This is a genomic window from Mucilaginibacter antarcticus, assembly GCF_042686155.1.
GTDB classification, from domain to species: Bacteria; Bacteroidota; Bacteroidia; order Sphingobacteriales; family Sphingobacteriaceae; genus Mucilaginibacter; species Mucilaginibacter antarcticus.
This window is the reverse complement of sequence record NZ_JBHUON010000007.1, coordinates 72080-96882: the sequence shown is the minus strand read 5'-3', so window position 1 is coordinate 96882 and position 24803 is coordinate 72080. Positions and strand designations below refer to the sequence as shown.

Annotated in this window: 21 protein-coding genes and 1 rRNA gene; 5 read left to right on the top strand and 17 right to left on the bottom strand. The window is 42.7% G+C overall.

The genetic code is table 11. The features are described from left to right. Window positions 1-19: 19 nt before the first annotated feature. Window positions 20-1541: ribosomal RNA gene (locus tag ACFSYC_RS07975) — 16S ribosomal RNA — on the bottom strand. Window positions 1542-2613: 1072 nt separating this feature from the next. Here ACFSYC_RS07975 and ACFSYC_RS07970 point away from each other — a divergent pair. From ACFSYC_RS07970 to porD, 4 genes are all read left to right on the top strand, one after another. Further along, entirely contained in the window at window positions 2614-3540 is a 927-nt protein-coding gene (locus ACFSYC_RS07970; RefSeq protein ID WP_377125431.1) for an outer membrane protein assembly factor BamD, read from the top strand. Window positions 3541-3551: 11 nt separating this feature from the next. Continuing rightward, window positions 3552-3911, top strand: coding sequence for a DNA-directed RNA polymerase subunit omega (locus ACFSYC_RS07965; protein WP_377125428.1), 360 nt, complete (start codon window positions 3552-3554; stop codon window positions 3909-3911). A gap of 122 nt (window positions 3912-4033) precedes the next feature. Continuing rightward, window positions 4034-5248, top strand: coding sequence for a bifunctional phosphopantothenoylcysteine decarboxylase/phosphopantothenate--cysteine ligase CoaBC (coaBC, locus tag ACFSYC_RS07960; protein ID WP_377125425.1), 1215 nt, complete (start codon window positions 4034-4036; stop codon window positions 5246-5248). Next, window positions 5235-6131, top strand: a complete 897-nt coding sequence (porD, locus tag ACFSYC_RS07955) for a type IX secretion system protein PorD (RefSeq protein WP_377125422.1) — start codon at window positions 5235-5237, stop codon at window positions 6129-6131. Before coaBC ends, porD begins: the two co-directional genes overlap by 14 nt. Before the next feature lie 199 nt (window positions 6132-6330). On the opposite strand, the gene ACFSYC_RS07950 is transcribed toward porD, so the two are convergent. The 4 genes from ACFSYC_RS07950 to porV all read right to left on the bottom strand — a co-directional run bounded on the left by ACFSYC_RS07950 (window position 6331) and on the right by porV (window position 12071). Beyond that, window positions 6331-8214, bottom strand: coding sequence for a PAS domain-containing protein (locus tag ACFSYC_RS07950; RefSeq protein WP_377125419.1), 1884 nt, complete (start codon window positions 8212-8214; stop codon window positions 6331-6333). Window positions 8215-8579: 365 nt separating this feature from the next. After that, the gene (locus ACFSYC_RS07945) at window positions 8580-10211 is read right to left on the bottom strand and encodes an arylsulfatase (RefSeq protein ID WP_377125416.1); all 1632 of its coding nucleotides are present in this window, start codon (window positions 10209-10211) and stop codon (window positions 8580-8582) included. Between the two features lie 202 nt (window positions 10212-10413). After that, window positions 10414-10896: a 2-C-methyl-D-erythritol 2,4-cyclodiphosphate synthase gene (gene ispF / locus ACFSYC_RS07940; protein WP_377125414.1), complete on the bottom strand. Its 483-nt coding sequence runs from the start codon at window positions 10894-10896 to the stop codon at window positions 10414-10416. A gap of 2 nt (window positions 10897-10898) precedes the next feature. Continuing rightward, entirely contained in the window at window positions 10899-12071 is a 1173-nt protein-coding gene (gene porV, locus ACFSYC_RS07935) for a type IX secretion system outer membrane channel protein PorV (protein ID WP_377125411.1), read from the bottom strand. A gap of 221 nt (window positions 12072-12292) precedes the next feature. Here porV and ACFSYC_RS07930 point away from each other — a divergent pair, with 221 nt between their 5' ends. Beyond that, window positions 12293-13900, top strand: a complete 1608-nt coding sequence (locus ACFSYC_RS07930; protein ID WP_377125408.1) for an SUMF1/EgtB/PvdO family nonheme iron enzyme — start codon at window positions 12293-12295, stop codon at window positions 13898-13900. 106 nt (window positions 13901-14006) lie between these two features. Here ACFSYC_RS07930 and ACFSYC_RS07925 read toward each other — a convergent pair whose 3' ends face one another. The 12 genes from ACFSYC_RS07925 to ACFSYC_RS07870 form a co-directional block, all read right to left on the bottom strand. Beyond that, window positions 14007-14507, bottom strand: coding sequence for a biotin/lipoyl-containing protein (locus ACFSYC_RS07925; protein WP_377125405.1), 501 nt, complete (start codon window positions 14505-14507; stop codon window positions 14007-14009). A gap of 7 nt (window positions 14508-14514) precedes the next feature. After that, complete coding sequence (locus tag ACFSYC_RS07920; RefSeq protein ID WP_377125402.1) at window positions 14515-15180, bottom strand: DUF4159 domain-containing protein; 666 nt, start codon at window positions 15178-15180, stop codon at window positions 14515-14517. A 26-nt stretch (window positions 15181-15206) separates the two neighbouring features. After that, the gene (locus tag ACFSYC_RS07915) at window positions 15207-15914 is read right to left on the bottom strand and encodes a 16S rRNA (uracil(1498)-N(3))-methyltransferase (RefSeq protein WP_377125399.1); all 708 of its coding nucleotides are present in this window, start codon (window positions 15912-15914) and stop codon (window positions 15207-15209) included. Between the two features lie 12 nt (window positions 15915-15926). Beyond that, window positions 15927-17267, bottom strand: coding sequence for a hemolysin family protein (locus tag ACFSYC_RS07910; RefSeq protein ID WP_377125396.1), 1341 nt, complete (start codon window positions 17265-17267; stop codon window positions 15927-15929). Between the two features lie 7 nt (window positions 17268-17274). Next, window positions 17275-17820, bottom strand: coding sequence for an inorganic diphosphatase (locus ACFSYC_RS07905; protein WP_377125393.1), 546 nt, complete (start codon window positions 17818-17820; stop codon window positions 17275-17277). Window positions 17821-17841: 21 nt separating this feature from the next. Then, on the bottom strand, window positions 17842-18480 hold the full coding sequence (locus tag ACFSYC_RS07900) for a DedA family protein (protein WP_377125390.1): 639 nt from the start codon (window positions 18478-18480) through the stop codon (window positions 17842-17844). A 57-nt stretch (window positions 18481-18537) separates the two neighbouring features. Beyond that, on the bottom strand, window positions 18538-19917 hold the full coding sequence (locus ACFSYC_RS07895) for an NADH-quinone oxidoreductase subunit N (protein ID WP_377125388.1): 1380 nt from the start codon (window positions 19915-19917) through the stop codon (window positions 18538-18540). Window positions 19918-19926: 9 nt separating this feature from the next. Then, window positions 19927-21381, bottom strand: a complete 1455-nt coding sequence (locus ACFSYC_RS07890) for a complex I subunit 4 family protein (RefSeq protein WP_377125385.1) — start codon at window positions 21379-21381, stop codon at window positions 19927-19929. Window position 21382: 1 nt separating this feature from the next. After that, window positions 21383-23287: an NADH-quinone oxidoreductase subunit L gene (gene nuoL / locus ACFSYC_RS07885; RefSeq protein ID WP_377125382.1), complete on the bottom strand. Its 1905-nt coding sequence runs from the start codon at window positions 23285-23287 to the stop codon at window positions 21383-21385. Between the two features lie 118 nt (window positions 23288-23405). Next, window positions 23406-23735: an NADH-quinone oxidoreductase subunit NuoK gene (gene nuoK / locus ACFSYC_RS07880; protein WP_377125379.1), complete on the bottom strand. Its 330-nt coding sequence runs from the start codon at window positions 23733-23735 to the stop codon at window positions 23406-23408. Next, window positions 23735-24235 (bottom strand): NADH-quinone oxidoreductase subunit J family protein, encoded by a 501-nt coding sequence (locus ACFSYC_RS07875; protein ID WP_377125376.1) that lies wholly within the window; start codon window positions 24233-24235, stop codon window positions 23735-23737. The genes nuoK and ACFSYC_RS07875 overlap by 1 nt, the downstream gene beginning before the upstream one ends. Before the next feature lie 55 nt (window positions 24236-24290). Next, entirely contained in the window at window positions 24291-24803 is a 513-nt protein-coding gene (locus ACFSYC_RS07870) for a NuoI/complex I 23 kDa subunit family protein (RefSeq protein ID WP_377125373.1), read from the bottom strand.

Below are 24803 nucleotides of genomic sequence, written 5' to 3'. Positions count from 1 at the left end.
AGGTAAGATACTGCTCCAGAAAGGAGGTATTCCAGCCACACCTTCCGGTACGGCTACCTTGTTACGACTTAGCCCCAGTTATCGACTTTACCCTAGGACGCTCCTTGCGGTTACGCACTTCAGGCACTTCCAACTTCCATGGCTTGACGGGCGGTGTGTACAAGGCCCGGGAACGTATTCACCGCAGCATTGCTGATCTGCGATTACTAGCGAATCCAACTTCATGGGGTCGAGTTGCAGACCCCAATCCGAACTGTGATTGACTTTGTGAGATTGGCATCCTGTTGCCAGGTAGCTGCCCTCTGTATCAACCATTGTAGCACGTGTGTAGCCCCGGACGTAAGGGCCATGATGACTTGACGTCGTCCCCTCCTTCCTCTCTATTTGCATAGGCAGTCTGTTTAGAGTCCCCACCTTAACGTGCTGGCAACTAAACATAGGGGTTGCGCTCGTTGCGGGACTTAACCCAACACCTCACGGCACGAGCTGACGACAGCCATGCAGCACCTAGTTTCGTGTCCCGAAGGACTAGAGCGTCTCTGCTCTATTCACTAACTTTCAAGCCCGGGTAAGGTTCCTCGCGTATCATCGAATTAAACCACATGCTCCTCCGCTTGTGCGGGCCCCCGTCAATTCCTTTGAGTTTCACCCTTGCGGGCGTACTCCCCAGGTGGAATACTTAACGCTTTCGCTTAGACGCTGACTGTATATCGCCAACATCGAGTATTCATCGTTTAGGGCGTGGACTACCAGGGTATCTAATCCTGTTTGATCCCCACGCTTTCGTGCCTCAGTGTCAATAAAACCATAGTAAGCTGCCTTCGCAATTGGTGTTCTGTGACATATCTATGCATTTCACCGCTACTTGTCACATTCCGCCTACCTCTAGTTCATTCAAGCCCATCAGTATCAAGGGCACTGCGATAGTTAAGCTACCGTCTTTCACCCCTGACTTAACAGGCCACCTACGCACCCTTTAAACCCAATAAATCCGGATAACGCTTGGATCCTCCGTATTACCGCGGCTGCTGGCACGGAGTTAGCCGATCCTTATTCTCAGAGTACATTCAGCTCGATACACGTATCGAGGTTTATTCCCCTGCAAAAGCAGTTTACAACCCGTAGGGCCGTCTTCCTGCACGCGGCATGGCTGGTTCAGACTTTCGTCCATTGACCAATATTCCTTACTGCTGCCTCCCGTAGGAGTCTGGTCCGTGTCTCAGTACCAGTGTGGGGGGCCATCCTCTCAGATCCCCTAAACATCGTAGCCTTGGTAAGCCGTTACCTTACCAACTAGCTAATGTTCCGCATGCCCATCCATATCCTATAAATATTTGATCATTTTGCAATGCTGCAATGTGATTTTATGCGGTCTTAATCTCTCTTTCGAGAGGCTATCCCCCTGATATGGGTAGGTTACATACGTGTTACGCACCCGTGCGCCACTCTCATGAAGAGCAAGCTCCTCAATCCCGTCCGACTTGCATGTATTAGGCCTGCCGCTAGCGTTCATCCTGAGCCAGGATCAAACTCTCCATTGTAAAATGTTATGTTTGATTGCTCTGACCCTATTATAAATAACAGAATCTTAATTAATCATTGTATATATATCTTTATACAATATCTTACGCTAAAATCCTTCTCTTTGTGTTTGCAAACTTTAAGCCTTGGGTAAGAACTTAAAGCCCGCTACTATATGATTTTCTATTTCCTAAAAGAACTGTGCGGCTTATCCACTGTCGCAGTGGGCCTTTATATGCTTTCGCCTCGTTGCCTCGGCTTAACTATTCATTTTTTATCTCGCTAACTCTCGTTAACTTTCTGCCAGGAATTGCTCCCGGCGGCTTTCTTATTTTGTGCTCCCTTTTGATCGGGTTGCAAAGGTAACAACCTTTTTTAATTTACCAAACTTTATTTCTAAAATAATTTCTGGCCTTTTCATTCTCGTTATGTTTTAAGAACTTCCCTTTTGATCGGGCTGCAAAGGTATGATTGTTTTTCGAATCTCCAAATTATATTTTCATATAATTTTTTTACCTTTTTTTGATGTCTTTTAGAACGAGTCCCGCTAACTCTTTTGCGGGCTGCAAAGGTACGCATAGTTTCCGTTTGTGCAAATCCCTGATACAAAAAAATGATGGTGTATAGATAACACTTTGCAAATCAGCACGAAAAAATTGCAGGGATTATGCATATCATCGCTCAGACCTTTACAAATAGCCATTATTTCTATTATAAGTAATAGGTCTACGGTAGGGTAGGTTTTTTTGAAGCCCTGATAATAGTAGCAAGTATGTAATCGCGCATCACCATATATATAATAACTATATACAGTCGCCCCCCTATACATATATATAGTCAGTCAATATACACCATCCCAAGCCGGTTCATTATTGATATTGCAAAGCCCATCCATTACTGCACCTTATATATAGTAATCATCACGTTAGTATATATAGTATGGCGCCTTATGCTTTTGCCAACACGCGGCACAATATTAAAGGTTAAAAGATGTTAAATGAGGCACTATATATATACATAGTAAAAAGGAGCCTATATATTAGCACTCAAATAAATAATTGACTGATTTATAATATTGATTATCTTTGCAAAATGTTTAAAAAACAATTACCATTATTTGTAGGCTTATATATAGTATTGCTTGTTGGCGCCATTAGCTGTAAAAGCAAGTACGAGAAGCTTAAGGCAAGTAATGATAACGCTAAAAAGTTTCAGGAAGGAAAGAGGCTGTACGACAAGAAGGAATATGACAAGGCGTTAGGCTTGTTTGAAACCTTGCTGTCGCGCTACCGTGGTACTGACGGCGCTACCGATTTGTTTTACCTTAATGCTATGACTAATTACAAGCTTAAGGATTACACTGCGGCAGCATACCACTTTAATGAGTTTGCTACATCGTACCCGTCTGACCCCCGAGCAGAAGAGGCAAGGTTTTTAACGGCTTATTGCTACTATCTTGACGCACCGGTTTACTCGTTAGACCAGGAGAATACTTTTAAGTGTATTGATAAGCTGCAATTGTTTATCAACCTTTACCCCAAAAGCGACCGTGTTGCGGAGGCCAGTAAATTGATTCAGGATTTGCGCGACAGGTTAGAAAGAAAATCGTACGAGAACGCTAAGCTTTATTTAAACATAGGCAACAACCAATCGGCAGTTATTGCGTTTAACAATACATTGCGCGATTACCCTGATACTAAATACGCCGAGGAGCTTGAGTATTTAATGATAAAGGCCCAGTATGAGTACGCTCACCAAAGCCGCGAGTACAAACAAGAGGAGCGCTATAACCAGGCTATGACGTATGCTGATCAGTTTTTTGAGAAGTACCCAGGCAGTAAATACACCGCCGAGGCCCAACTGCTAAAAAAAGACAGCCAGGACGGTATAGTTCAAACTAAGAGAATAATTGCCCAGGCAGAAAATGATGATAAACTGGCACGCAAGCTGGCTAAAAAAGATTCTGTTTATAAACAACCACGATCAGTAACCCCGGAGCTTAACAAAAAAACTCCATAAATAAAAGAGATATGAGTAACAACACTAATAACAACCCTGCAGCAGCAGCAGTTAAACCTGCAATTGCAAACAGCACAGTAACCCGCGATTTGCGCGAACTGGATATAGAAACAGGCAATATCTATGAGTCGCTGGTAGTTATGTCAAAAAGGGCAAACCAGATCTCGAACAATATTAAAGAAGAATTGCACGGTAAACTTTCTGAGTTTGCATCGGTAAACGATAACCTTGAAGAAGTGTTTGAAAACCGCGAGCAAATTGAGATCTCTAAATATTACGAGAAATTGCCTAAACCAAGTTTGGTAGCAGTACAGGAGTTTTTAGATGGTAAGATCTACTATCGTAACCCGGCTAAAGAAGATCAACAATAGCCCTCTGCCCCCTAAAAGGGGGAGCAAAGGCATACAATATAGAACTCCCGTATGGGAGTTTTTTTGTCTTAGGATTTTTCTAATTTTACTTATTATTCCCCCTTTAGGGGGTTAGGGGGCTTATGCTTGAAGGTAAAAACGTACTATTAGGTATTTGCGGCAGTATTGCCGCATACAAATCGGCAACGCTGGTTAGGCTGCTGGTTAAAGCCGGCGCCCATGTACAGGTGGTGATGACACCCGATGCTACCAATTTTATTACTCCGCTTACCCTGGCTACCCTATCAAAAAACCCGGTATATACAGATTACTTTGTGGCCGAAACCGGCGAATGGCATAACCACGTAGAGCTTGGCCTTTGGGCCGATGTAATGGTAGTTGCACCGGTTAGCGCCAATACCCTGGCTAAAATGGCCACCGGTTTGGTTGACAATTTGCTTACGGCGGTTTACTTGTCGGCCAAATGCCCGGTGTACTTTGCCCCGGCTATGGACCTTGATATGTGGAAACATGCATCAACCAAAGCCAATATTAACACCTTACATTCTTTTGGTAATATAATGATTGCCCCCGGCACCGGCGAACTGGCCAGTGGCTTGCATGGTGAGGGCCGCATGGCCGAACCTGAAGAGATCATGGAATTTTTGATCGCCAATATTAGAAAGAAACTACCACTGGTGGGTATTAAAGCAATAGTGACGGCCGGGCCTACTTACGAGGCTATTGACCCGGTAAGGTTTATCGGTAACCATTCGTCGGGCAAAATGGGTTTCGCTATCGCGGATGAGCTGGCGCGGCTGGGTGCCGATGTTACTTTAATATCCGGACCATCGGCACAACAAAGCAAGCAACGTACGGTTAAACGGATTGATGTTACCAGCGCCGCCGCAATGCTGGAGGCTTGCCTGGAGAACTACACCGACGCTAAACTCTGTATCATGAGCGCAGCGGTGGCAGATTATACGCCGGTGACCATTGCAACGCAAAAAATAAAGAAACAGGATGGCGGCGGCCTCACCATAGAAACAAAAAAGACCACCGACATATTAAAGTTTTTGGGCGATAATAAGCAACCGGGCCAGCTATTGGTAGGTTTTGCGTTAGAAACCAACAACGAAGAACAAAACGCTATCGACAAGTTGAAGCGCAAGAATCTTGATTTTATTGTGCTAAATTCCTTAAGTGATGAGGGGGCCGGATTTAAAACCAACACCAACAAGATCACCATTATAGATAAGCAGCTGCAAAAAACCACCTTCGACTTAAAAAGCAAAGATGATGTTGCTAAAGATATCTGCCAAAAAATAATATCGATCTTAAAAAATGAAAAGGCTTAGTATTTATATAGCATTGCTTTTAATAGGTTTCGGCGCCAACGCGCAGGACCTTAACGCACATGTAACTGTACTTACACCCAAAATACAAACTACCAACAAGCGTATCTTTCAATCGTTAGAGACAGCGATGAAGGATTTTTTGAACGGCAAAAAGTGGTTGACAGAACCCGTAAAGCCGCAAGAGCGCATTGAGTGCAACTTCATTTTAAACATAACAGCGTGGGACAACGCTACCAAGTTTACCGGCGAGCTGCAAATACAGTCGTCGCGCCCGGTGTTTAACACTAATTATACCAGCACGGTGGTTAGCGTAAATGATAAAGACTTCGAATTTATTTATAACGAGGGGCAGTCTATTGACTATAATGATCAAAACTTTCAATCAAACCTGGGCTCGGTAATGGCATTTTACGCGTACATAATTGCCGGTATGGATGCCGATACCTTTACTAAACTGGGTGGCGGCTACTATTATAATCTGGCACAAATTGTGGCCACTAACGCGCAAACATCGTCGTACAAAGGCTGGAAAGGTTTTGATGGCAATGCTAACCGCTACTGGCTGGCCGAAAACCTTAACAATAAGGTTTATGAGCCAATGCGCCTTTTCTTGTATGATTACCATCGTAACGGTTTAGATATTATGGCAGATAATGCCGGTAAAGCGCGTAAAGTGATCTCTGCTTTACTGCCTACCCTGTCACAAATTAACAGGCAACGCATTGGCGCCATGCTGCCAATTGCATTCTACGCCGCCAAAGCCGACGAATTAGTAGCTATATACGCCAACACCGAACCCCAACCCCGGCTGGAAGCCATGAACATTTTAAGCAAAGCTGATCCCGCCAACGGGATTAAATACCAGGCTTTGCAAAAAAATTAAGATACATAGTTCATTAAGACTATCCGAAAATCAATCGCACGCCGTCAATCTTCTTATTCGGGCATACAAAGCGTCTTTTAACTAAATAAAGAATCTCTTTTATCAATTGGCGAGGATATATCAAAATTGAAGAGCGTAGCTTCCTTTTTTTGTTGATAGGCATTGTTTAATGCTCGGATAAAATCATCCATCTCTTTAGCTATATGATAAAGGCTCTCGAGTGCTGTTTAAGTTCAGCTGCTGTTAGCTGATCGTCAATAATAAGTTTGGTCATCCCAAGCATTGTGCAAATTGGCCTGCGCATTACGTGTGCAACGTCGTAAATTATTTGCTCTATTGATGTTACATAATCAACAAGCGGTGTTATGTCGCTTGTTGCTCCATACCATACAACCTTACCATCTTTCTCTATATCAGGCACCGCCTGCATCCATCGCCACTGCAGCTCATCATTGATCATAACTCTATACTGAAAACTTAAAGCCGAATTTGTTCTGCAAGCATCCTGCATGGCGATATTAAACTGCGCTATATCATCTGCATACACTATTTCCCATGGTTTTTGTGGGTCCGTCAAGGTATCAGCAATATTAAAACGTTGGTTAAATGGGTTAGTACCCTGATTCATAAAAAGTATTTTGGGCAGCCCGCCTTCCGGCATTTCAAACATATAAGTATTGCCCGGTACCTGGCTTGTTATCTTCCTGAGCAATAACTCGCTTTGCTCTATTTTTTCCTGAGCCTTTTTATGCTCGGTAATATCTTGATCAATAGATAAATATTGATAAACCTCCCCCTCCTCATTTAAAAACGGAACAATGGTCGAATCGACCCAATACAAAGATCCATCTTTTGCTTTGTTACAAAATTGCCCCCTAAAAGTCGCTCCGTTTTGCATCGCAACCCGTAATTCGTCAAAATATTCAGGAGGATGATAACCCGACCAGATAATGCTATGGTAGGCGCCCCTTAGTTCATTCACATCATATTTGCTAATCTTAACAAAATTTTCGTTAACAAAATTATAACAGCCATCAACGCCTGACACACTTACAATGGCGGCAGCATCTAACGCAAATTTATAATCGCGTAACTCGATAGCTCTTTCCTGCTGTTCTAAATGAATTTTGAGCATCTCTCCTAACATATCAATCAAATTACGCTCCTCGCTCAAAAAGGGTCCCTCATCAGCCACCGGCATTGTTTTCAAATAGACTATCTCTATTTCCAGATCTATCCCTTTGGCTGTTACGTCCTTAGTATAAAGCCTATGCTCCGCAGGCCTAAAGTTGCTTGTTTGATATTTTTTACCTGCTACAGATATACAGGCAGCCGTTATTTCCGGATATTGCCAACCGGACGGAAGAGTTTCGGCTATCCCGGTAAATGTTTTTTCAGAAGTAATGTCGTCTTTTCTTAACAAGTCGCTTACCACGTAAAGCGTTTTTAACTCTTTAACGCGCTCTTGAAGGCTATATAGTGCTTCATCCTTAATGTTTTCGGCTTCCTCCCGTTTAGATATTTCCTGGCGCAGCGAAACCAAACTTGTACGCAAGTGATTTGTAGCATAGTATTGCAGGGAAAGGATTGTGCCGAAAGGAATAGCGGTACCTAGCCAACGTGTAATGGGGGTATGTAATACTACCGGCTGAGGCAGGCTGCCTATTACTTCCATGTATGCGAAAACAAAGTCAACGCCTACGGTTAACAAACCGCATATAAGTCCGCCCCGCCAGCCCAGTAAAAAGCCGGCAGTTAAGATAACGCTCATTTGCGATATAATTCCCGGGGCCACCATCCCGCCGGCCGTGTAACAAGGTATAGTGATGTACACCCACAGCATAATTGCAAGCGACCAACTTGCAGCGCGGTGATAGCCCAGGCAATTTATGGTAAGATTGGTGATCCCTATAAATATAGAACCAACCAAAAAGGTCATCCATCGGGTCCACAAATCCGGAAAGAAAAAAAAGCCGAGAGAAACTGTTGCACCAGTTACGATAGACCATATGATAGAAAGTGCATATACCATGTATCCCTGGTAATTTCTTTCCTTGTCGGGCACCTGAAAAATATTAATCATAACAATAACTTGAAAGTGCAATTAACACAATATCATCAACGCTATTAATGACATTGGTCTATATGATTGGCAAGTCGTCCCATATTTTTGAAACCCTGCCAGATTATTAACATAATTAAATATACAGAATAGTTTAATTGAATTGTGCACTTGTATTATTGAGTGATCTCTAATAAAAGTCGCGTTAAACGGAATAACGAAACGTGACGTGAACGCAGAATAGTGTACACCAAGCTCCGTGCGATTGCTTCGTACCTCGCAATGACAGTACATCACGATTTCCTTTTCTTTGAGCTAGCCCGGATTAACGGGGGAGATAAAATCATCGCGGGATGTAATGTTACACCAGCAATGCGATCAATAGATCAAGATTTCTTTTTATTCAAAACGCCATTCTTCACGGCCCACTCCTGCCAGTGATCATTCAGATCTTTTACAATATCGGGGTGTTGCTGGGCAACATTGTGCTCTTCGGCGCGGTCTGTTGCTAAATTGAACAGGCGCCATTGTGTGTCTTTGATAGCTTTGGCGGCTTTCCAGTCGCCTTTGCGTACGGCGCAATTATTTTCGTGCTCAAAAAACAGGTAAGGGTGAACCGATAACGGCTTACTTGCCAGTGCCGGCATAATACTGCGGCCCTGCAATTCGGGGGTTGGTTTACCATTAAAAGTACCCGGATATTTAGCGCCCGATACTTCCATAAACGTTGGCATCAAGTCTATCAGGTGGCAAAGGGTGCGGTTAAAGCTGCCGGGCTGATAGGTTTTACCTGCTTTGGCCGGCCACGAGATCATGAATGGCGCGGTCATCCCGCCTTCTTCGGGGCGGTTTTTCCATTTGCGGAATGGCGTGTTGCTGGCATTGGCCCAACCCATACCATAAGACACGGACGAATATTTAGGGCTGTTGATCAGCGATGTATCGCCGCTACCCTGCTCGTCATAACTCTCGGCACACGCGCCATTGTCTGACAGGAAGATAAATATGGTGTTTTCATACTTACCTGTTTTCTTCAGGTGATTAATCAGTCTGCCCACATTTTGATCCATGCGATAAACCATAGCCGCGTAAACTGCCATGCGGTAGCTCACCCGCTCTTGTTCAACAGGTGTTAGCTTATCCCAGCTGCGCACCCGCTCATCGCGATTGGATAATTTGAAATCTTTATCAAAAATTCCCTGCTTAAGTTGGTTTTCAAAACGTGCCTTACGGATAGCGTCCCAACCAACTTTGTATTTATCTTTAAATAGGGCAATATCCTCGGGCAATGCCTGCAATGGCCAGTGCGGCGCGTTGTAGGCTAAGTATAAAAAGAAGGGTTTATCATCCTTTTGCTCCCTGATAAAATCTATAGCATTGGTGGTAAAGGCATTAGTGGTGTAATAAGCCGAATCGGGCGCGGCCAGATTCTGGTTCATGTAGGTTAAACCACGTGGCTGGGCTGGCCTTAAGTAACTGCTGGCGCCGGCTAGTATGCCGTAATATTTTTCGAAACCGCGTTGTACCGGCCATTTCTCTTGTCCGTGCATACCCAGGTGCCATTTGCCGGTCATGTAAGTGTGGTAGCCTGCCGGTTTTAAAACCTCGGCAATGGTGCGGCTGTTGTTGCTTAAAAACCCCTGGTAAGCCGGTGTGCCCCAATGGAACGGATCGTCGGCCGCGTTGCCAAAAGGATCTTCGGCCATTTGGCCTACACCTGCCTGGTGCGAATACAAACCCGTAAGCAATGATGCCCGGGTTGGGCAGCAGCGCGATGTATTATAAAACTGGGTAAACCTGATGCCGCTTTTAGCAATACCGTCAATATTCGGTGTAGGGATTTCGCCACCATACGCACCAACATCGCTAAAGCCCATATCGTCTGCCATGATCAGAACAATGTTCGGGCGATTGTCGGCAGGTTTTACAGCGGCTTTTTTCAGACCGGACAGCCCAATGACGGTAACAATAGCCATGGCGCTAAAGCCCACGGTCAATACGGTTCTGTTTAGTTTCATAAATGGTGGTTTTTCACATGGTTTTATGCTGATAAAACTATGTATAATCTTGGTTTTTTACCCTCGCTTACTGTATAAATGGTATTACAAACTTAATATAATTAGGAGATTTGCAAGCCGGAAATTGGCCACAAGGCGGTAAATTACCAAAAAACATCTGTTGCACACGCGCGTGAAACAAGGATGAGTTTAAGGCAAGTTGCTAAGCTTTTTCAATCAAACAAACAGCATAGGCTACAACGCCTTCTTCGCGGCCTATAAAGCCAAGTTGCTCGTTAGTGGTGGCCTTGATAGAGATGTCTTCTTCGCTGATACCGGCGGCACCGGCAATATGGGTAATCATCGCAGGGATATGCGGATTGATCTTGGGTGCTTCAAGGCACACCATAGCGTCTATGTTGCCTATCTCCCAGCCTTTTTCACGCAGCAGTACCATAACGTGCTGTAACAGTTTAAGGCTGCTAATGCCCTTCCAGCGGTCGTCCGTGTTAGAGAAGTGGAAGCCGATGTCGCGAAGGTTGGCGGCCCCTAACAGGGCATCGCAAATGGCGTGCAGCATCACGTCGGCATCAGAGTGCCCATAAGCTCCTGAATGATGCTCTAAATTAACTCCGCCTAAAACAAAGGGGTGATTTTCTCTTAGCTGATGTACATCAAAGCCAAAGCCTACTCTAATTTTACCCATAACTACTTGTTGCTCCCAAAATTAACGACCAGCGTAAACCGCAGGGTATTGGCCAATGGGCTATTTTGCTGCCTGGCAGCCAGGTATGAAAAATCAAAGCGGTAAACGTCGTACTTAAGGCCCACACCCAAGGTTAGGTATTGCCGGCCGCCTTTAGCTGCATTCTCGTAAAAGTACCCACCGCGAATGGCAAATTGCTGATCATATAAATACTCTACACCCGGCGAAACGGAAACCTCTTTCAACTCCTCGCTAAAACCGCCCGGAGCGTCAGAAAAGGAACCGAATATACCTGCAGGAACAGAAACATCATCATTCTTGCCACTAATAATTAAACCATTGGCGTCGCGCTTGGGTGGGGTTGGCACTAGCAGCTTATTAAAATCAAGCGCAAAGGTAACCTGGTTAAAGTCGTCAATATTAACGGTGTTGGCTAAGCCTACCCTTAAATTAGTGGGTAAAAAGTATGATTGCCCCACTTCAGAGTAGCTCATCTTAGTGCCTATGTTGGATATATTAACCCCATAAGAGAATACCGCATCTTTGCCAAACTGCTGCATTTCACTCTTGTGATACATGGATATATCTGCAGCAACAGCGTTGCCGGCTTTAGTGGTTTCTGTTGAGCCGGCAGCGAATGACTGACTGGACAAATCGGAGTGAATATAACGTAAGGTTAGGCCCAATGAAAAATTGTCGCCAAACTTGCGCGCAAACGAACCATCAATAGAGAACTCATTAGGGCGATACGTGCCTTGGTCGGTCCCCATACGGTCAGTAAGCTGTATCAAACCTAAGTTGAAATAACGTAATGAAGCGCCTATGGTGTTACGGTCGTCCAGATGATGGTAATAGCTCAAATAAGACAAACTAACATCGGGCACTAAATGCCTTAGCCATGGGCTATATGATGCGGATATACCGTTGGTATTACCCTCAATAAAAGTAAGTTTAGACGGGTTCCAGTAATTTGCATTGACATCCGGCGATATGGCCGCACCAGCCTCGCCCATAGCACCTGAACGTGAATCAGGCGAAATGTTTAAAAAAGGAGTAGCGGTACGTAAAGAATTTAAGTTAGAACCATCCGCATTGGTACCGGATTGAGCAAGAGCAGCTAATGGTAATATCGAAAGTAAATACAAAAAAGAGGCCTTACGGTAAACAAGCTTCATTCGTCGGTCGGTTTTTAATAATTGGATAAAGATAGGCTAATAATACATTTGCTAATAAGCCGTTTGTCGTTTTTATTAAATTTTACGTCGCCACGCAACACAAACATGGTTTTATACGTTAAAGGTGCTATGCGGGATAGTGCTTAAACAACGCTTAATCCTCATTAGTATTTTATATAAAAAAATTTATAAATTTACCCCTATATAATTATTGTAAAAATATGAAATTACTTTTTACTAATACTGCTTTAGTGTTGGTGAGCTTAGTAGTGTTAAGCAGTTGTGGCAGTAAAAGCGGCAAATCGCAAAAAACTGGTATCCCTTACGGCGATAAAGCTTACGGCTATTCTAAATTCAAACAAACCCATCCATCACCTGCCCCGGGTTTAGTTGCTATTGAAGGTGGCACCTTTGTTCTTGGTGGTAGTGCAGACCAGGACATGAATTATGAGTATAACAACGTACGTAAACGTGTAACCATCCCAGCATTTTATATGGACGAAACCGAGGTTTCAAACCAGGATTGGCTTGATTACCTGCACTGGATAGCAGTTACATTCCCTACCGATCATGAATTATATTACACGGCCTTGCCTGATACTTTGGTATGGCGCAGACCATTGTCATATAACGAACCGTATGTTTATAATTACTTGAGACACCCTGCTTTTCAGGATTATCCGGTTGTTGGTGTTACCTGGGATCAGGCCCAAGAGTATTGCGTATGGCGTACCGATCGTACTAACGAATTCATTTTACAAAATGCGGGTAAAATTTTAAATCCTAAGGATAAAAAGAACGCTAAAAATCCGGCGGCGGCTAATGCTCAAAAAGTACCTTTCAACACGGATATATATTTAAATAATCAGTTTAGAGGCGCCGGCATAGATGGTAAAAAAATGACGGAAAATCTGGATGGTAAACCTATTGCCGGTCAGAAAAGAGCTGTCAGGCCAAGTAGTATTGAGGATGGTATTCTAAAACCATCTTACCGCCTACCAACAGAGGCCGAGTGGGAATATGCCGCTTTAGCATTCGCAGGCAATACACAGTTTGAAAATATTACGGATGGTAAAATTTACCCTTGGAATGGCTTAGGTGTACGATCTGCGAGCAAAGCAACCCGCGGCTTAATCCTCGCTAACTTTAAACGTGGCGCTGGTGACAATGCCGGTGTAGGTGGCTACCTGAATGATAAAGCTATGATTACTGCACCGGTAAGACAATACCTTCCAAACGACTTTGGTTTGTATAACATGGCTGGTAACGTAAACGAATGGGTACAAGATACTTATCGTCAAATGACTTATGATGAGGTTGACGATTTTAACCCTTTCCGCGGTAACCAGTTTGCCGACAAACGTTTTGCCGACCCGGCAACCGGTAAATTAGCGAAAGATAAATACGGTCGCCCTATTAAAGATCCGGCAAAATCAGCTAAAAAGATGACTTATGCTGAGCTGATCGCTTCGCAACAACAGGCAACCTCTAACCAGGCGACAGACCCTAATGCTCCGGTTGTAGCAGGCGGCACCCCTACCCGAGATCCTTTGGCAGGTAAAGCGTACAATCCTGATGCTCGTGGTTATCTAGATACCGTGAACGCTAATCTATATGGCACTACAACCTTGGTAAGTGATAAATCAAAAGTATATAAAGGTGGTTCATGGAATGATATGGCTTATTGGTTAAACCCTGCAACACGTCGTTTTATAAACGAAGATGATGCAAGCGCTGAGATCGGTTTCCGTTGCGCGATGGACCTTGTTGGCGCGCCAGAAATTCATCCGGGTGGCAAACCCCACTTTAGCATTAAAAAAGCAAAGTAAATATTAGGGATTGGGCTAATACCAATTCAATTATATTTAAAAAGGCGATGAAGTTTACTCCATCGCCTTTTTAATGACACATATTATTCGGCAAAGGTTTCTTATCCTATACAAACATTAGTAGTATCTGTCCCTTTTCTACCTTGTCACCGGGCTTTATTTTAACAGATCTTATTATGCCATCAGAAGGTGATTTAATAATGTTTTCCATCTTCATAGCTTCCAATATAAACAGGCTTTCTCCTTTTCGAACGGTAGTTCCGTCCTCAACAAATGTTTTTAACACCAAGCCCGGCATAGGCGCTTTAAGCTCGCTAATTTTTGCTGTGGCTAATCCACTTAATCCCATTTTATCAAGCAGGATATCAAACTTATCTTTAGCAGTAACCTGGTAGGTATTATTATTTACACGAATGGTTGCAGTTTTTGTGATCTGATCTAAATTTACTAACTCAACATTGTATGATTTTAACTGATCGATAATGTGCCATGTTGCTGGGCCCACCTTACTCACATCAGCATCAATAAGGCCGTTGTTCATCAGCAAACCTTCGCCATCGTTGTCAACTGTATAGCTAAACTTGTCATTAACTTTTATCTGATACATGTTTCTGTTATTGGGTTAAGGCATACTGAACAAGGTTAGCGCCCATTTTTAAGGCTTTTAAGCGAGCTTCCTGGCTATCGCCGGCGTAGGTGCCTAAATCTTCCCATCCATTGCCTAAATCGCATTCAAAGCTGTAAAAGCAAACCAGGCGTCCTTTGTACAGTAAGCCGAAGCCTTGCGGGCGTTTACCCTCATGCTCATGCACCTTAGGCAATCCATTAGGGAAAGGATATTTTTGATGATAAACCTGAGAATTGGTTGGTAACTCAACAAACTCCAGCTCAGGAAAAACTTTTTTCATTTGGGGGCGGATAAATTTATCAAGCCCGTAATTGTCGTCAATGTGCAAAAAGCCGCCACCCATTAAATACCTGCGCAGGTTTTTGGCTTCCTGATCAGAAAAAATAATATTACCGTGTCCGGTTAAAAACACAAAGGGATAGTTAAACAACTGCGCACTGCCCGGCTCAACAATATCGTCTTCCGCCTGAAAGTTGGTTTTCAAGTTGTCGTTACAAAATTTGATCAGGTTGGGTAAAGCTGTGCGGTCGCCGTACCAATCGCCGCCGCCACTGTATTTCAGCCTGGCTAGTTTATACGTAGGTATAGTATTAAAACTGCTGGTTAAAATCAGCAGGCAATAAGCACAAATTGCACAGACTATCCTTTTCATTTTGGCAAGGGTTAAATATTAGCGCTTTATCTGTTTAAAAAATTTACTTCAAAGCATGCTTCCAGCGCGGCGGTTTCTGTACGCAGTCGGCTTTCACCTAAAGTTAGGGCTTTATATCCATTATCCAAAGCCAGGCTGATTTCTGCAGGCGAAAAATCGCCTTCAGGCCCTATCATAACTAAACAGTTACCTCCGTGACGGAGTTCTTCTTTTAGGTTCAACTTAACGCCCGGCTCGCAATGGGCAATAAACTTCTGTCCGTCAAACGATTTAGCAATAAATTTATTAAAACTAATGCCTTCGTTTAATACCGGATGATATGCTTTGAGCGACTGTTTGATGGCCGATGTAATGATCTTATTTAAACGCTCGGTTTTGGCTTCCTTACGTTCTGATCGTTGGCAGATAATGAGCGAGATCTCATCAATCCCGATCTCTGTAGCTTTTTCTAAAAACCATTCCAGGCGGTCCAGATTTTTTGTGGGCGCTATCGCGATATGTAGATAGTGATTGCGTTTACCGTAAGCGGTAATTACATTGGTAATTTGCAGTATAGTACGTTTGGGATGCGCATCTTTTATCTGGGCAGTATAAAGGCCTCCCCGGCCATCAATCAGTTGCACTTCTGCACCCAACTCAAGCCGCAATACGCGGACCGCATGCTTACTCTCTTCTTCGTTAAGAAAGTACTGGGGATGTGATGGCTGAATATCAGGAGTATAAAAAAGATGCATTGGCAGTCAGACTTAATGCAAATCTACTGTATCCTCTTCGTTTAACAACAGTTCAAGCTTAACCGACTCGATATTCTGGTCTGATTTTTTCAAAACAGTGATGTTGTAGCCGTTCGATTCTTTTTGCTCGCCAACGTCTGGTATTTTACCAAATATATGGCCCAACCAACCCGATACCGTATCAAAGTCGCCGTCCTCGGGCAAATCATGCGGTAAGTGGCCGTTGACATCGTAAATAGGCGCCAAGGCGTTTACAATAAACTCCCGCTCATTTAATACCTCAACAATTGGCTTTTCTTCGTCGTACTCATCCTGTATCTCGCCAACCAATTCTTCAACAATGTCTTCCAACGTAACCATACCGGCAGTACCACCAAACTCATCAGACACAATAGCAATCTGGATGCGCTTTTGCTGCAATTCGGCCATCAAATCATTGATCTTCTTCGTCTCAGGGATAAAATAAGGTTTGCGGATGATGTCCTTTAAAACGATCTCCTCGTTATGTGCCAGCAGTGGTAAGATATCTTTAGCGTGAACAATCCCAACGATCTTATCAATCACCTCATCATATACCGGTAACCGCGAGTAGCCTTCAGTGATCAGTATTTCCAGCAACTGTTCTTTAGGTGTGTCTAATGCAACACCTGATATCTTAGTACGTGGCACCATGATATTTTTAACCACGCGCTCGTTAAACTCAAACACATTTTGAATAAGCTCGTGCTCGTTTGAATCAAGCGCACCAGTTTCCTTACCTTGTTCTAACAGGTATTGTAATTCTTCAGAGCTATGATGCGCCTCGCCACCTTCTAAAGTAGCTATGCCAAACATGCGCAATATGAAGTTGGCAAAACCGTTAAGCAACCAAATAAGCGGTTTAAATACAACGTAAAAAAACCGTAGTGGAACAGAAACAGCCAACGTTGTATTGATTGACCTTTGTATTGCGATAGACTTAGGAGCAAGCTCGCCAAATACAATGTGTAATACCGTGATAGATGTAAACGCCAGGATATGGCTGGTGGTGATGTAAGCTGGTGTTAATTGAATACCTACAGATAAAAATCCGCGGATAACCAAGTTAGTCACAACTTCCTCGCCTACAACACCTAAGCCCAGTGAGGCAATAGTAATACCCAACTGCGTTGCGGCCAGGTAGCCGTCAAGGTTGTGTAAAATGCCCCGGGCAACTTTGGCTACGCTGCTGCCCGATTTTGCTTTGATCTCAATTTGAGATCCTCTAACACGCACCATTGCAAACTCTGCGGCCACAAAAAAGCCGTTAAGAAGCACCAGCGCTAAAGTGGCAAATATATAAAACGCACTTATTTCGTAATGTTCAGGGTCCATTAATTAATTATTGGTACACGGGGAAAGTAGACTTATACAAGTCTAAACTTTCGTTTATAACTTTCCAGGCATATTTTTTACCAAGCATATGCTCAATAGTTACGCTTTTGTCCTCTAAAGCCTTATAGTCTTTAAAGAAACGTACAATTTCTTTCATGGTATGGGGTGGTAGCTCATTTAAGTCGTTAATATAGTTAACAGACATATCATTTTTCGCTACCGCGATAATTTTATCATCCTGCTCGCCATTGTCAACCATATGCATTACGCCGATAACCTTAGCTTCGATAATTGACATGGGGAACACATCTATTGAGCATATTACCAAAATATCCAAAGGATCTTTATCGTCGCAATAAGTTTGCGGAATAAAACCATAATTGGCGGGATACATTACTGATGAAAATAACACCCGGTCAAGTTTTAACAAACCTGAATCTTTATCAATTTCATATTTAGCTTTTGATCCTTTTGGAATTTCAATGATGGCATTTACAATTTCGGGCATATTTTCACCCGGAGAAACCTGGTGCCATGGATGTTGTGTACTCATTCTTATATTTAGATGTTTGTATTATATATTTTCAGTTTTTACTAATCGTCTTTTCAAAAAAGCCCAAAGCAAGGGTATTGATGTAATAACAATCAACCCAACAACAATATACTCCAGATAGTTTTGCAACTGCGGAAATTTACGGCCCAAAAAGTATCCACTTAAAATAAAAGTATTTACCCAGGTTACGCTGCCTGCAAAGTTATATACAGTAAACCGCTTAAAGTCAACCTTAACTACGCCTGCAAAGATAGGAGCAAAAGTTCTTATTATTGGGAAAAATCTACCTAAAACTAGGGCCATGCCGCCATGCTTGGCATAAAACTCTTCGGCAACCTCAATATAGCGTTTTTTAAAGAACAACGAATCATTCTTTTTAAAGAGCATGGGCCCCGTTCGGTAACCAAACCAGTACCCTGTGTAATTACCTAAAATACCTGCTGCTATTACGGATAGTACCAATGTGCCTAAGCCAACATCTATTTTGCCAGATGAACATAGTAAACCTGCCATAAACAGCAGATAGTCTCCTGGCAAAAAGAACCCAAAAAATAGACCGGTTTCTGCAAAAACAACAATAAGCAGAAAGTAAAACCCTCCCTTACTTAAAATGGATTGAGCGTCCGTTAAATTTTGCAGGTGTTCCCAAATACTTTCCATTTACGATATTTGTAAAACTACAAATATTAAAACAATTTGTTGGGCTTTGTTAGCGTATTAAAATTTAAGGGAACTTATGATGGCCGGATAAACGCCTATCACTATAGTTGCCAGGGCCGAAAAGCCAAACACAAACGCATAGTACGGTGGCACCACAATTTGCTCGCGCTCTGCACTGCGGAAGTACATGGCGATAATGACCCTGAAGTAATAAAATACACTAATAATAGCGTTTATAACAGCTACAATAAGCAGTGCTACATGGTATTTTCCCATCACCATGTTAAAGGCAAAGAATTTACCAATAAAGCCCGCTGTAAGTGGTATACCAGCTAATGACAACATTGACACAGTAAGCACAATTGCCAAAAAGGGGTTCTTTTTACCTAAACCATTAAAACTCTCAAAGCTGTCGCTTCCGGTCTCATGCTGTACAAGTATTAGCGCGCCAAAAGCAATAATAGAAGCAACTGAATAGGCTGTAGCGTACATGAAAATAGTATTGGCTGAGCTTGCCCCTAAAGCCAGTATTGCGAATAGCAAATAGCCCGCATGTGATATGCTGGAATATGCCAGCATACGCTTAAAGCTTTGCTGGTATAAGGCCGTAATATTACCAATGAATAAAGTAATAATTGCGATAACAATTAATGCCGGTGCCCAAATGTTCGATATAACGGGAAAACATGTAGCAAACAGTCGTAGAAAAGCTGCGAAGCTAGCTGTTTTAGCAACTGTAGACATGTAGGCGGTGATTAATGATGGCGAGCCTTCGTATACGTCAGGTGTCCAAAAGTGAAAGGGCGCCACGCCTACTTTAAAGCATAAACCCACAATTACCAGCATGACACCTGCGCAAAGCATAGGTGTAATAGTATTGCTATCTAATACCCATTTCTGAATATGCTCTAACGAGAATGAACCTGTTGAACCGTAGATCAATGTAAAGCCAAACAGCAGGAAACCTGTAGAAAACGCACCCATTAGAAAGTATTTTAAGGCAGCTTCGTTAGATGCAAAATCGTTCTTCTTGATACCGGCAAGAATATATAAACTAACCGACATGATCTCGATACCAATAAATAACATGGCCAGGTTATAAAATGATACCATTACAATGACCCCTGCTAGCGAAAACAGCATAATGGCATAATATTCAGCAATATGGCTGCTGATTCTTTCAAAGTAGCCTTTTGATAACAATAAGATCAGGATTGTAGATACGATAGCTACCGCTGAAAACGCGATAGAAAAATTATTAAACAGCAACATACCGCTGTAAAGCGGGGTCGCTACGTCGTTCCATTGTGCTACAGCTAAGCCTAAAGCTACCAGCAAACCAACAATGGTTACCGGCAATAATGCTTTTTGCATTTTGTATAAACCTAAATACAAAAGCACTATAGGCAAAACAGATATAACTATTATAGTATTCATGATTAAAACTTACCTGATATATGTTGTACTGTGTACCAAATTTTGAACCGCTGCTGATGATATGTTCAATATAGGCTGCGGATATATACCTAAAACAATAATTAATAAACAGATGATAGCTAAAGCTAATTTCTCAGAACCGTGGATGTCTGCAAATGTGACAGTAAGTTCATTGGTTGGGCCCTGCATAACATTTTTGTACATACGCAGCATGTATACCGCGCCAAAAATGATGGTTAGCCCGGCTATTGCAGCCAGCCAAATATTATACTGATAAACAGCATTTAGTAATAAAAACTCGCCGATGAAACCGTTGGTTAATGGGAGTGCTACTGTGCCCAATACGATAATTAAAAATGCGATAGCAAACTGAGGAGCTACCTTAGCTATACCGCCTAACTGGCTGATATCACGGGTACCTAAACGAGAGCTAATAATATCCCATATAAAGAACATGCCTACCACATTAATACCGTGGCTTAGCATTTGTATCATGGCGCCTTGTACACCTTGTACGTTCCAACAAAATATACCGGCGGCGATTAAACCAACGTGGCCAATTGATGAGTAAGCAACTAAACGCTTACCATCTTTTTGCGTAAACGCAATGATGGATCCGTAAACAACACCTATTACAGCTAAAATAACAATCACTAACTGCCAGTTTAAAAACGCGTGCGGAGCAATTGGAATCATCCACCTGATAGCACCATACACACCCATTTTAAGCATGATACCTGATAACAGCATGGTGCCGGCAGTAGGCGATTCGGTATAAGTATCCGGTTGCCAGGTATGGAACGGGAATACGGGCATCTTAATAGCAAATGCCAAAAAGAACGCCCAGAATACCAAACCCTGATGATCAGCTATTATAGTTGCAGTACGATAAAACTCTTGCAGCGAGTAAACCTTTGCCGGTGTTTGGAGGTACACGTAAATTATAGCCAGTAACATAAACAGCGAACCGGCAAACGTATAGATGAAAAACTTTAAGTTAATACGAATCCTGTTCTCGCCGCCCCATAGTGAGCATATAAAGTAGATAGGTATCAGCGCTGCTTCCCAACCAACATAAAATAAAAAGCCATCTAATGATGTAAATACAACCAGCATACCCGCTTGCATAAACATTATTAAGGCATAAAATACATTGGCATTTTTATATTGGTGTTTATAGCTAGTCAATATAATAAGCGGTACAAGCACGGTAGTAAGCATCACCATCAACATGCTTATACCATCAACAGCTACACTAAAATAGGCGCCTATCTGCGGTATCCACGGTGCATCAAAACCAAACTGCATGGTAGCGTCGGGCACAAAATTGACCAGGAATACGTAGGCCAACGCCAGGTTAACTACAGAGAAAAATAATGCAGCGTGTTTAGCTGTATTATTCTTAAATAAAAGAATAATCAGCGCCGCTATAACCGGCAAAATAATTAATATACTAACCGTCATTTTATATTGTAAACAATTTTAAACTATACAGTAATACCGCCACTATGCCGGCTACCATCATAAATATGTAAAAACCAACGTTACCGGTTTGCAGCAAACGCAAACCTTTACTCGATTCTATTGCGCCTTTACCAAAGCCATTAACCAGTCCGTCTATACCCAACTTGTCTACCACATTATAGAAAAAGCCTGATAGAGCATCTAATGGTTTACGGATCAGAAAATCATATATCTCATCAACATAAAACTTATTGTATGATAGGTTGGCCAGTATCGGACGATCTTGTGTATCATCAACCGGTACATGGGCGTTCTTTACATATTTAACATAAGCATAAGCCATAGCTATTAGTGCCACGCCTACCGATAGGCCCATTAACAGGTATTCTGTGCTGGCTCCTAACGCGTGCTCGCCTAAACGGTTAACAGAACCTTGAAAAACCGGTTTTAAAAATTCGTTTAACTCATGGTGGCCACCTAAAACGTGAGGTACGCCGATGAAACCTGCTACGGCTGACAAAACAGCTAAAACGATCAAAGGAATAGTCATGCTTGGAGGAGATTCATGTAAATGATGCTCCTGCTCATGTGTTCCGCGGAATTTACCCCAGAAAGTAAGGTACATCATCCGGAACATATAGAATGACGTCAGCATAGCGGTAATAACGCCTACTATATAGAAAATAGTGCTGTGTGCAAACGCTGCCGCTAATATTTCGTCTTTTGAAAAGAAACCAGAGAATGGGGGCATACCTGCGATAGCAATAGTACCAACAAGCATGGTAGCAAAAGTAATTTTTATCTTACCTTTCAATCCGCCCATTTTGCGCATGTCCTGCTCACCGCCCATGGCGTGGATAACAGAACCTGCACCTAAGAATAATAACGCTTTAAAGAAAGCGTGTGTTAACACATGGAAGAAAGCGCCTGTATATGCGCCAACGCCCAACCCTAAAAACATGTAGCCTAATTGAGATACGGTTGAATAAGCTAGTACTTTTTTAATATCCGTTTGTGTTAAAGCTATCAGCGCTGCAAACACGGCGGTTAACAAACCAACCAATGCAACAAAATGCATGGTGGCAGGAGCAAGCGTAAATAAAATGTTTGAGCGTGCTATCATGTAAACACCCGCTGTAACCATAGTTGCGGCGTGTATCAGGGCTGATACGGGGGTTGGCCCGGCCATAGCGTCTGGTAACCAGGTAAACAATGGCAGCTGTGCCGATTTACCCATAGCACCAACAAAAAGCAACATGGTGATCAATACCAATGGTGCACCCGGGGTATTTACCGCACGGGTAAACACATCTGCATAGGCTAGACTGCCAAAGTTTTGAAATATCAGGAAGATACCGATCAGGAAACCTAAGTCGCCAACACGGTTCATAATAAAGGCTTTCTTGGCTGCATCGGCGTAGCTTGGGTTAGTAAACCAAAAACCGATAAGCAGATATGAACAAAGGCCAACACCCTCCCAACCAATAAACATAATCAGGTAGTTTGAACCCATTACTAACAATAGCATGAAGAACACAAACAGGTTTAAGTAAGCGAAAAACTTACCAAAGCCATCATCGTCATGCATATAACCTACAGAATACAGGTGGATCAGAAAACCAACCCCGGTAATAATCAGTAGCATAATCGAGCTTAACTGATCAACCAAAAAGGCGAATTGTACTTTCAAGCCACCCACCTGGAACCAGGTAAACAGATCAGCATTAATAGCCTGACCGGTTGATTTTACTTCAAAAAAAGCGGCAACGCTAAGTCCGAACGATACCAACACCAGCAAGCTGCCAATAGTGCCAATAACACCTTTTGACAAAGTATTGCGGCCAAGGCCGTTGATAACGAAACCGGCTAACGGTAATAAAGGAATAAGCCAGATGTATTTTTCCATATAAGCCCCCTCTAAATCTACCCCGGCAGGGGAGACTTAAATGATTTTTGTTTTTATTGTTAATATTTATTTACCTTCTCCAAAAAGCCCTCCCTTCCGGGGAGGGTTTGGGTGGGGCTTACCATTTCAATCTATTCAGTACGTTAATGTCTATCGAATTTGTGTTACGGTAGATCATTACTATAATAGCCAGGCCAATTGCTACCTCAGCAGCAGCCAGGGCCATAATAAAAAACACAAACACCTGTCCGCTGGCATCACCTAAGTGAACAGAGAACGCGGTTAATAACAGGTTTACAGCATTAAGCATCAGCTCAACCGACATAAATATCACAATAGCATTACGGCGTAGTAACACGCCCATAACACCTATGGAAAATATCACCGAGCTTAACAGTATATACGAGTTAAGCGGTATGCCTTGCATTGAATTTGTAAGTTGTTCCATTATACTGTTACTTTAGGATCTTTAGTAGCCAATAAAACCGCACCAACCATTGCCGACAAGAGCAAGACAGATGATATTTCAAAAGGCAGCAGATATTCATTAAACAAGGTCTTTCCTAAATTTTTCACCAGGCCCAGGTTAGGGTCTTTCAATACTACCGTGGCAGATGGATCCAGGGCGCGTACAGAAGCAATGATCGTTACCAAAAAGCAACCACCGCCTATAACAGCAGCTATCTTGACCAGACTTGATTTTACAGGCTCCGCATCCTTGTTAAGGTTCATTAACATCAGCGTATACAGGAACAGCACCAGGATGGCACCCATATATACAATGAAATTAACGACGGCTAAAAACTGCGCGTTCAGTAAAATGTAGTGAATGGTGAACGTAAAAAACGTTAGTACCAGGTAAAGGATACTATGCACCGGATTTTTGGCGGTTATTACCAAAATGGCGAAGAAAACGGACAAAAACGCGATGAAGTAAAATATATTCATGGTTTAAAATTGCAAACATTTTGCCCCCTAAAAAGGATGGGCAAAGGTATAAAACTTATTTATTTAACGGGGCCTCAACTAATTTGTCTTTGCCGTATATAAAATCTTTTCTTAAATAGTCAGACGGTACAATGTCGCCATCTAAATAAATAGCTTCTTTAGGGCAAGCCTCCTCGCACAATCCGCAGAAAATGCAACGTAGCATGTTTATTTCATAAACTGCGGCATATTTCTCTTCGCGATATAGATGCTCTTCGCCCTTTTGACGCTCGCCGGCAATCATGGTAATCGCTTCTGCAGGGCATGATAAAGCACACAGGCCGCAAGCGGTACAACGTTCCTTACCGTTCTCATCTCGCTTTAGCGAGTGCATACCACGAAAGTTTTCAGAAAACTCACGCTTTTGCTCCGGGTAACGTACCGTTACTTCACCTTTAGCAAAAACAACTTTAAGAAAGTGTTTCATTGTAATTGACAGGCCTTTTATTATTGCAGGCAGGTAAGCACGCTCTAATAAATTAAGCGGCTTGGTCTCTATCAATTTCCTTTTATTACTTAGCGGTTGCAT

Bases quoted from the DNA above. Each gene is read 5' to 3' on its own strand.
- ACFSYC_RS07970 (WP_377125431.1), top strand. From the start codon at position 2,614: ATGTTTAAAAAACAATTACCATTATTTGTAGGCTTATATATAGTATTG.
- ACFSYC_RS07965 (WP_377125428.1), top strand. From the start codon at position 3,552: ATGAGTAACAACACTAATAACAACCCTGCAGCAGCAGCAGTTAAACCT.
- coaBC (WP_377125425.1), top strand. From the start codon at position 4,034: ATGCTTGAAGGTAAAAACGTACTATTAGGTATTTGCGGCAGTATTGCC.
- porD (WP_377125422.1), top strand. From the start codon at position 5,235: ATGAAAAGGCTTAGTATTTATATAGCATTGCTTTTAATAGGTTTCGGC.
- ACFSYC_RS07950 (WP_377125419.1), bottom strand. From the start codon at position 8,214: ATGATTAATATTTTTCAGGTGCCCGACAAGGAAAGAAATTACCAGGGA.
- ACFSYC_RS07945 (WP_377125416.1), bottom strand. From the start codon at position 10,211: ATGAAACTAAACAGAACCGTATTGACCGTGGGCTTTAGCGCCATGGCT.
- ispF (WP_377125414.1), bottom strand. From the start codon at position 10,896: ATGGGTAAAATTAGAGTAGGCTTTGGCTTTGATGTACATCAGCTAAGA.
- porV (WP_377125411.1), bottom strand. From the start codon at position 12,071: ATGAAGCTTGTTTACCGTAAGGCCTCTTTTTTGTATTTACTTTCGATA.
- ACFSYC_RS07930 (WP_377125408.1), top strand. From the start codon at position 12,293: ATGAAATTACTTTTTACTAATACTGCTTTAGTGTTGGTGAGCTTAGTA.
- ACFSYC_RS07925 (WP_377125405.1), bottom strand. From the start codon at position 14,507: ATGTATCAGATAAAAGTTAATGACAAGTTTAGCTATACAGTTGACAAC.
- ACFSYC_RS07920 (WP_377125402.1), bottom strand. From the start codon at position 15,180: ATGAAAAGGATAGTCTGTGCAATTTGTGCTTATTGCCTGCTGATTTTA.
- ACFSYC_RS07915 (WP_377125399.1), bottom strand. From the start codon at position 15,914: ATGCATCTTTTTTATACTCCTGATATTCAGCCATCACATCCCCAGTAC.
- ACFSYC_RS07910 (WP_377125396.1), bottom strand. From the start codon at position 17,267: ATGGACCCTGAACATTACGAAATAAGTGCGTTTTATATATTTGCCACT.
- ACFSYC_RS07905 (WP_377125393.1), bottom strand. From the start codon at position 17,820: ATGAGTACACAACATCCATGGCACCAGGTTTCTCCGGGTGAAAATATG.
- ACFSYC_RS07900 (WP_377125390.1), bottom strand. From the start codon at position 18,480: ATGGAAAGTATTTGGGAACACCTGCAAAATTTAACGGACGCTCAATCC.
- ACFSYC_RS07895 (WP_377125388.1), bottom strand. From the start codon at position 19,917: ATGAATACTATAATAGTTATATCTGTTTTGCCTATAGTGCTTTTGTAT.
- ACFSYC_RS07890 (WP_377125385.1), bottom strand. From the start codon at position 21,381: ATGACGGTTAGTATATTAATTATTTTGCCGGTTATAGCGGCGCTGATT.
- nuoL (WP_377125382.1), bottom strand. From the start codon at position 23,287: ATGGAAAAATACATCTGGCTTATTCCTTTATTACCGTTAGCCGGTTTC.
- nuoK (WP_377125379.1), bottom strand. From the start codon at position 23,735: ATGGAACAACTTACAAATTCAATGCAAGGCATACCGCTTAACTCGTAT.
- ACFSYC_RS07875 (WP_377125376.1), bottom strand. From the start codon at position 24,235: ATGAATATATTTTACTTCATCGCGTTTTTGTCCGTTTTCTTCGCCATT.
- ACFSYC_RS07870 (WP_377125373.1), bottom strand. From the start codon at position 24,803: ATGCAACCGCTAAGTAATAAAAGGAAATTGATAGAGACCAAGCCGCTT.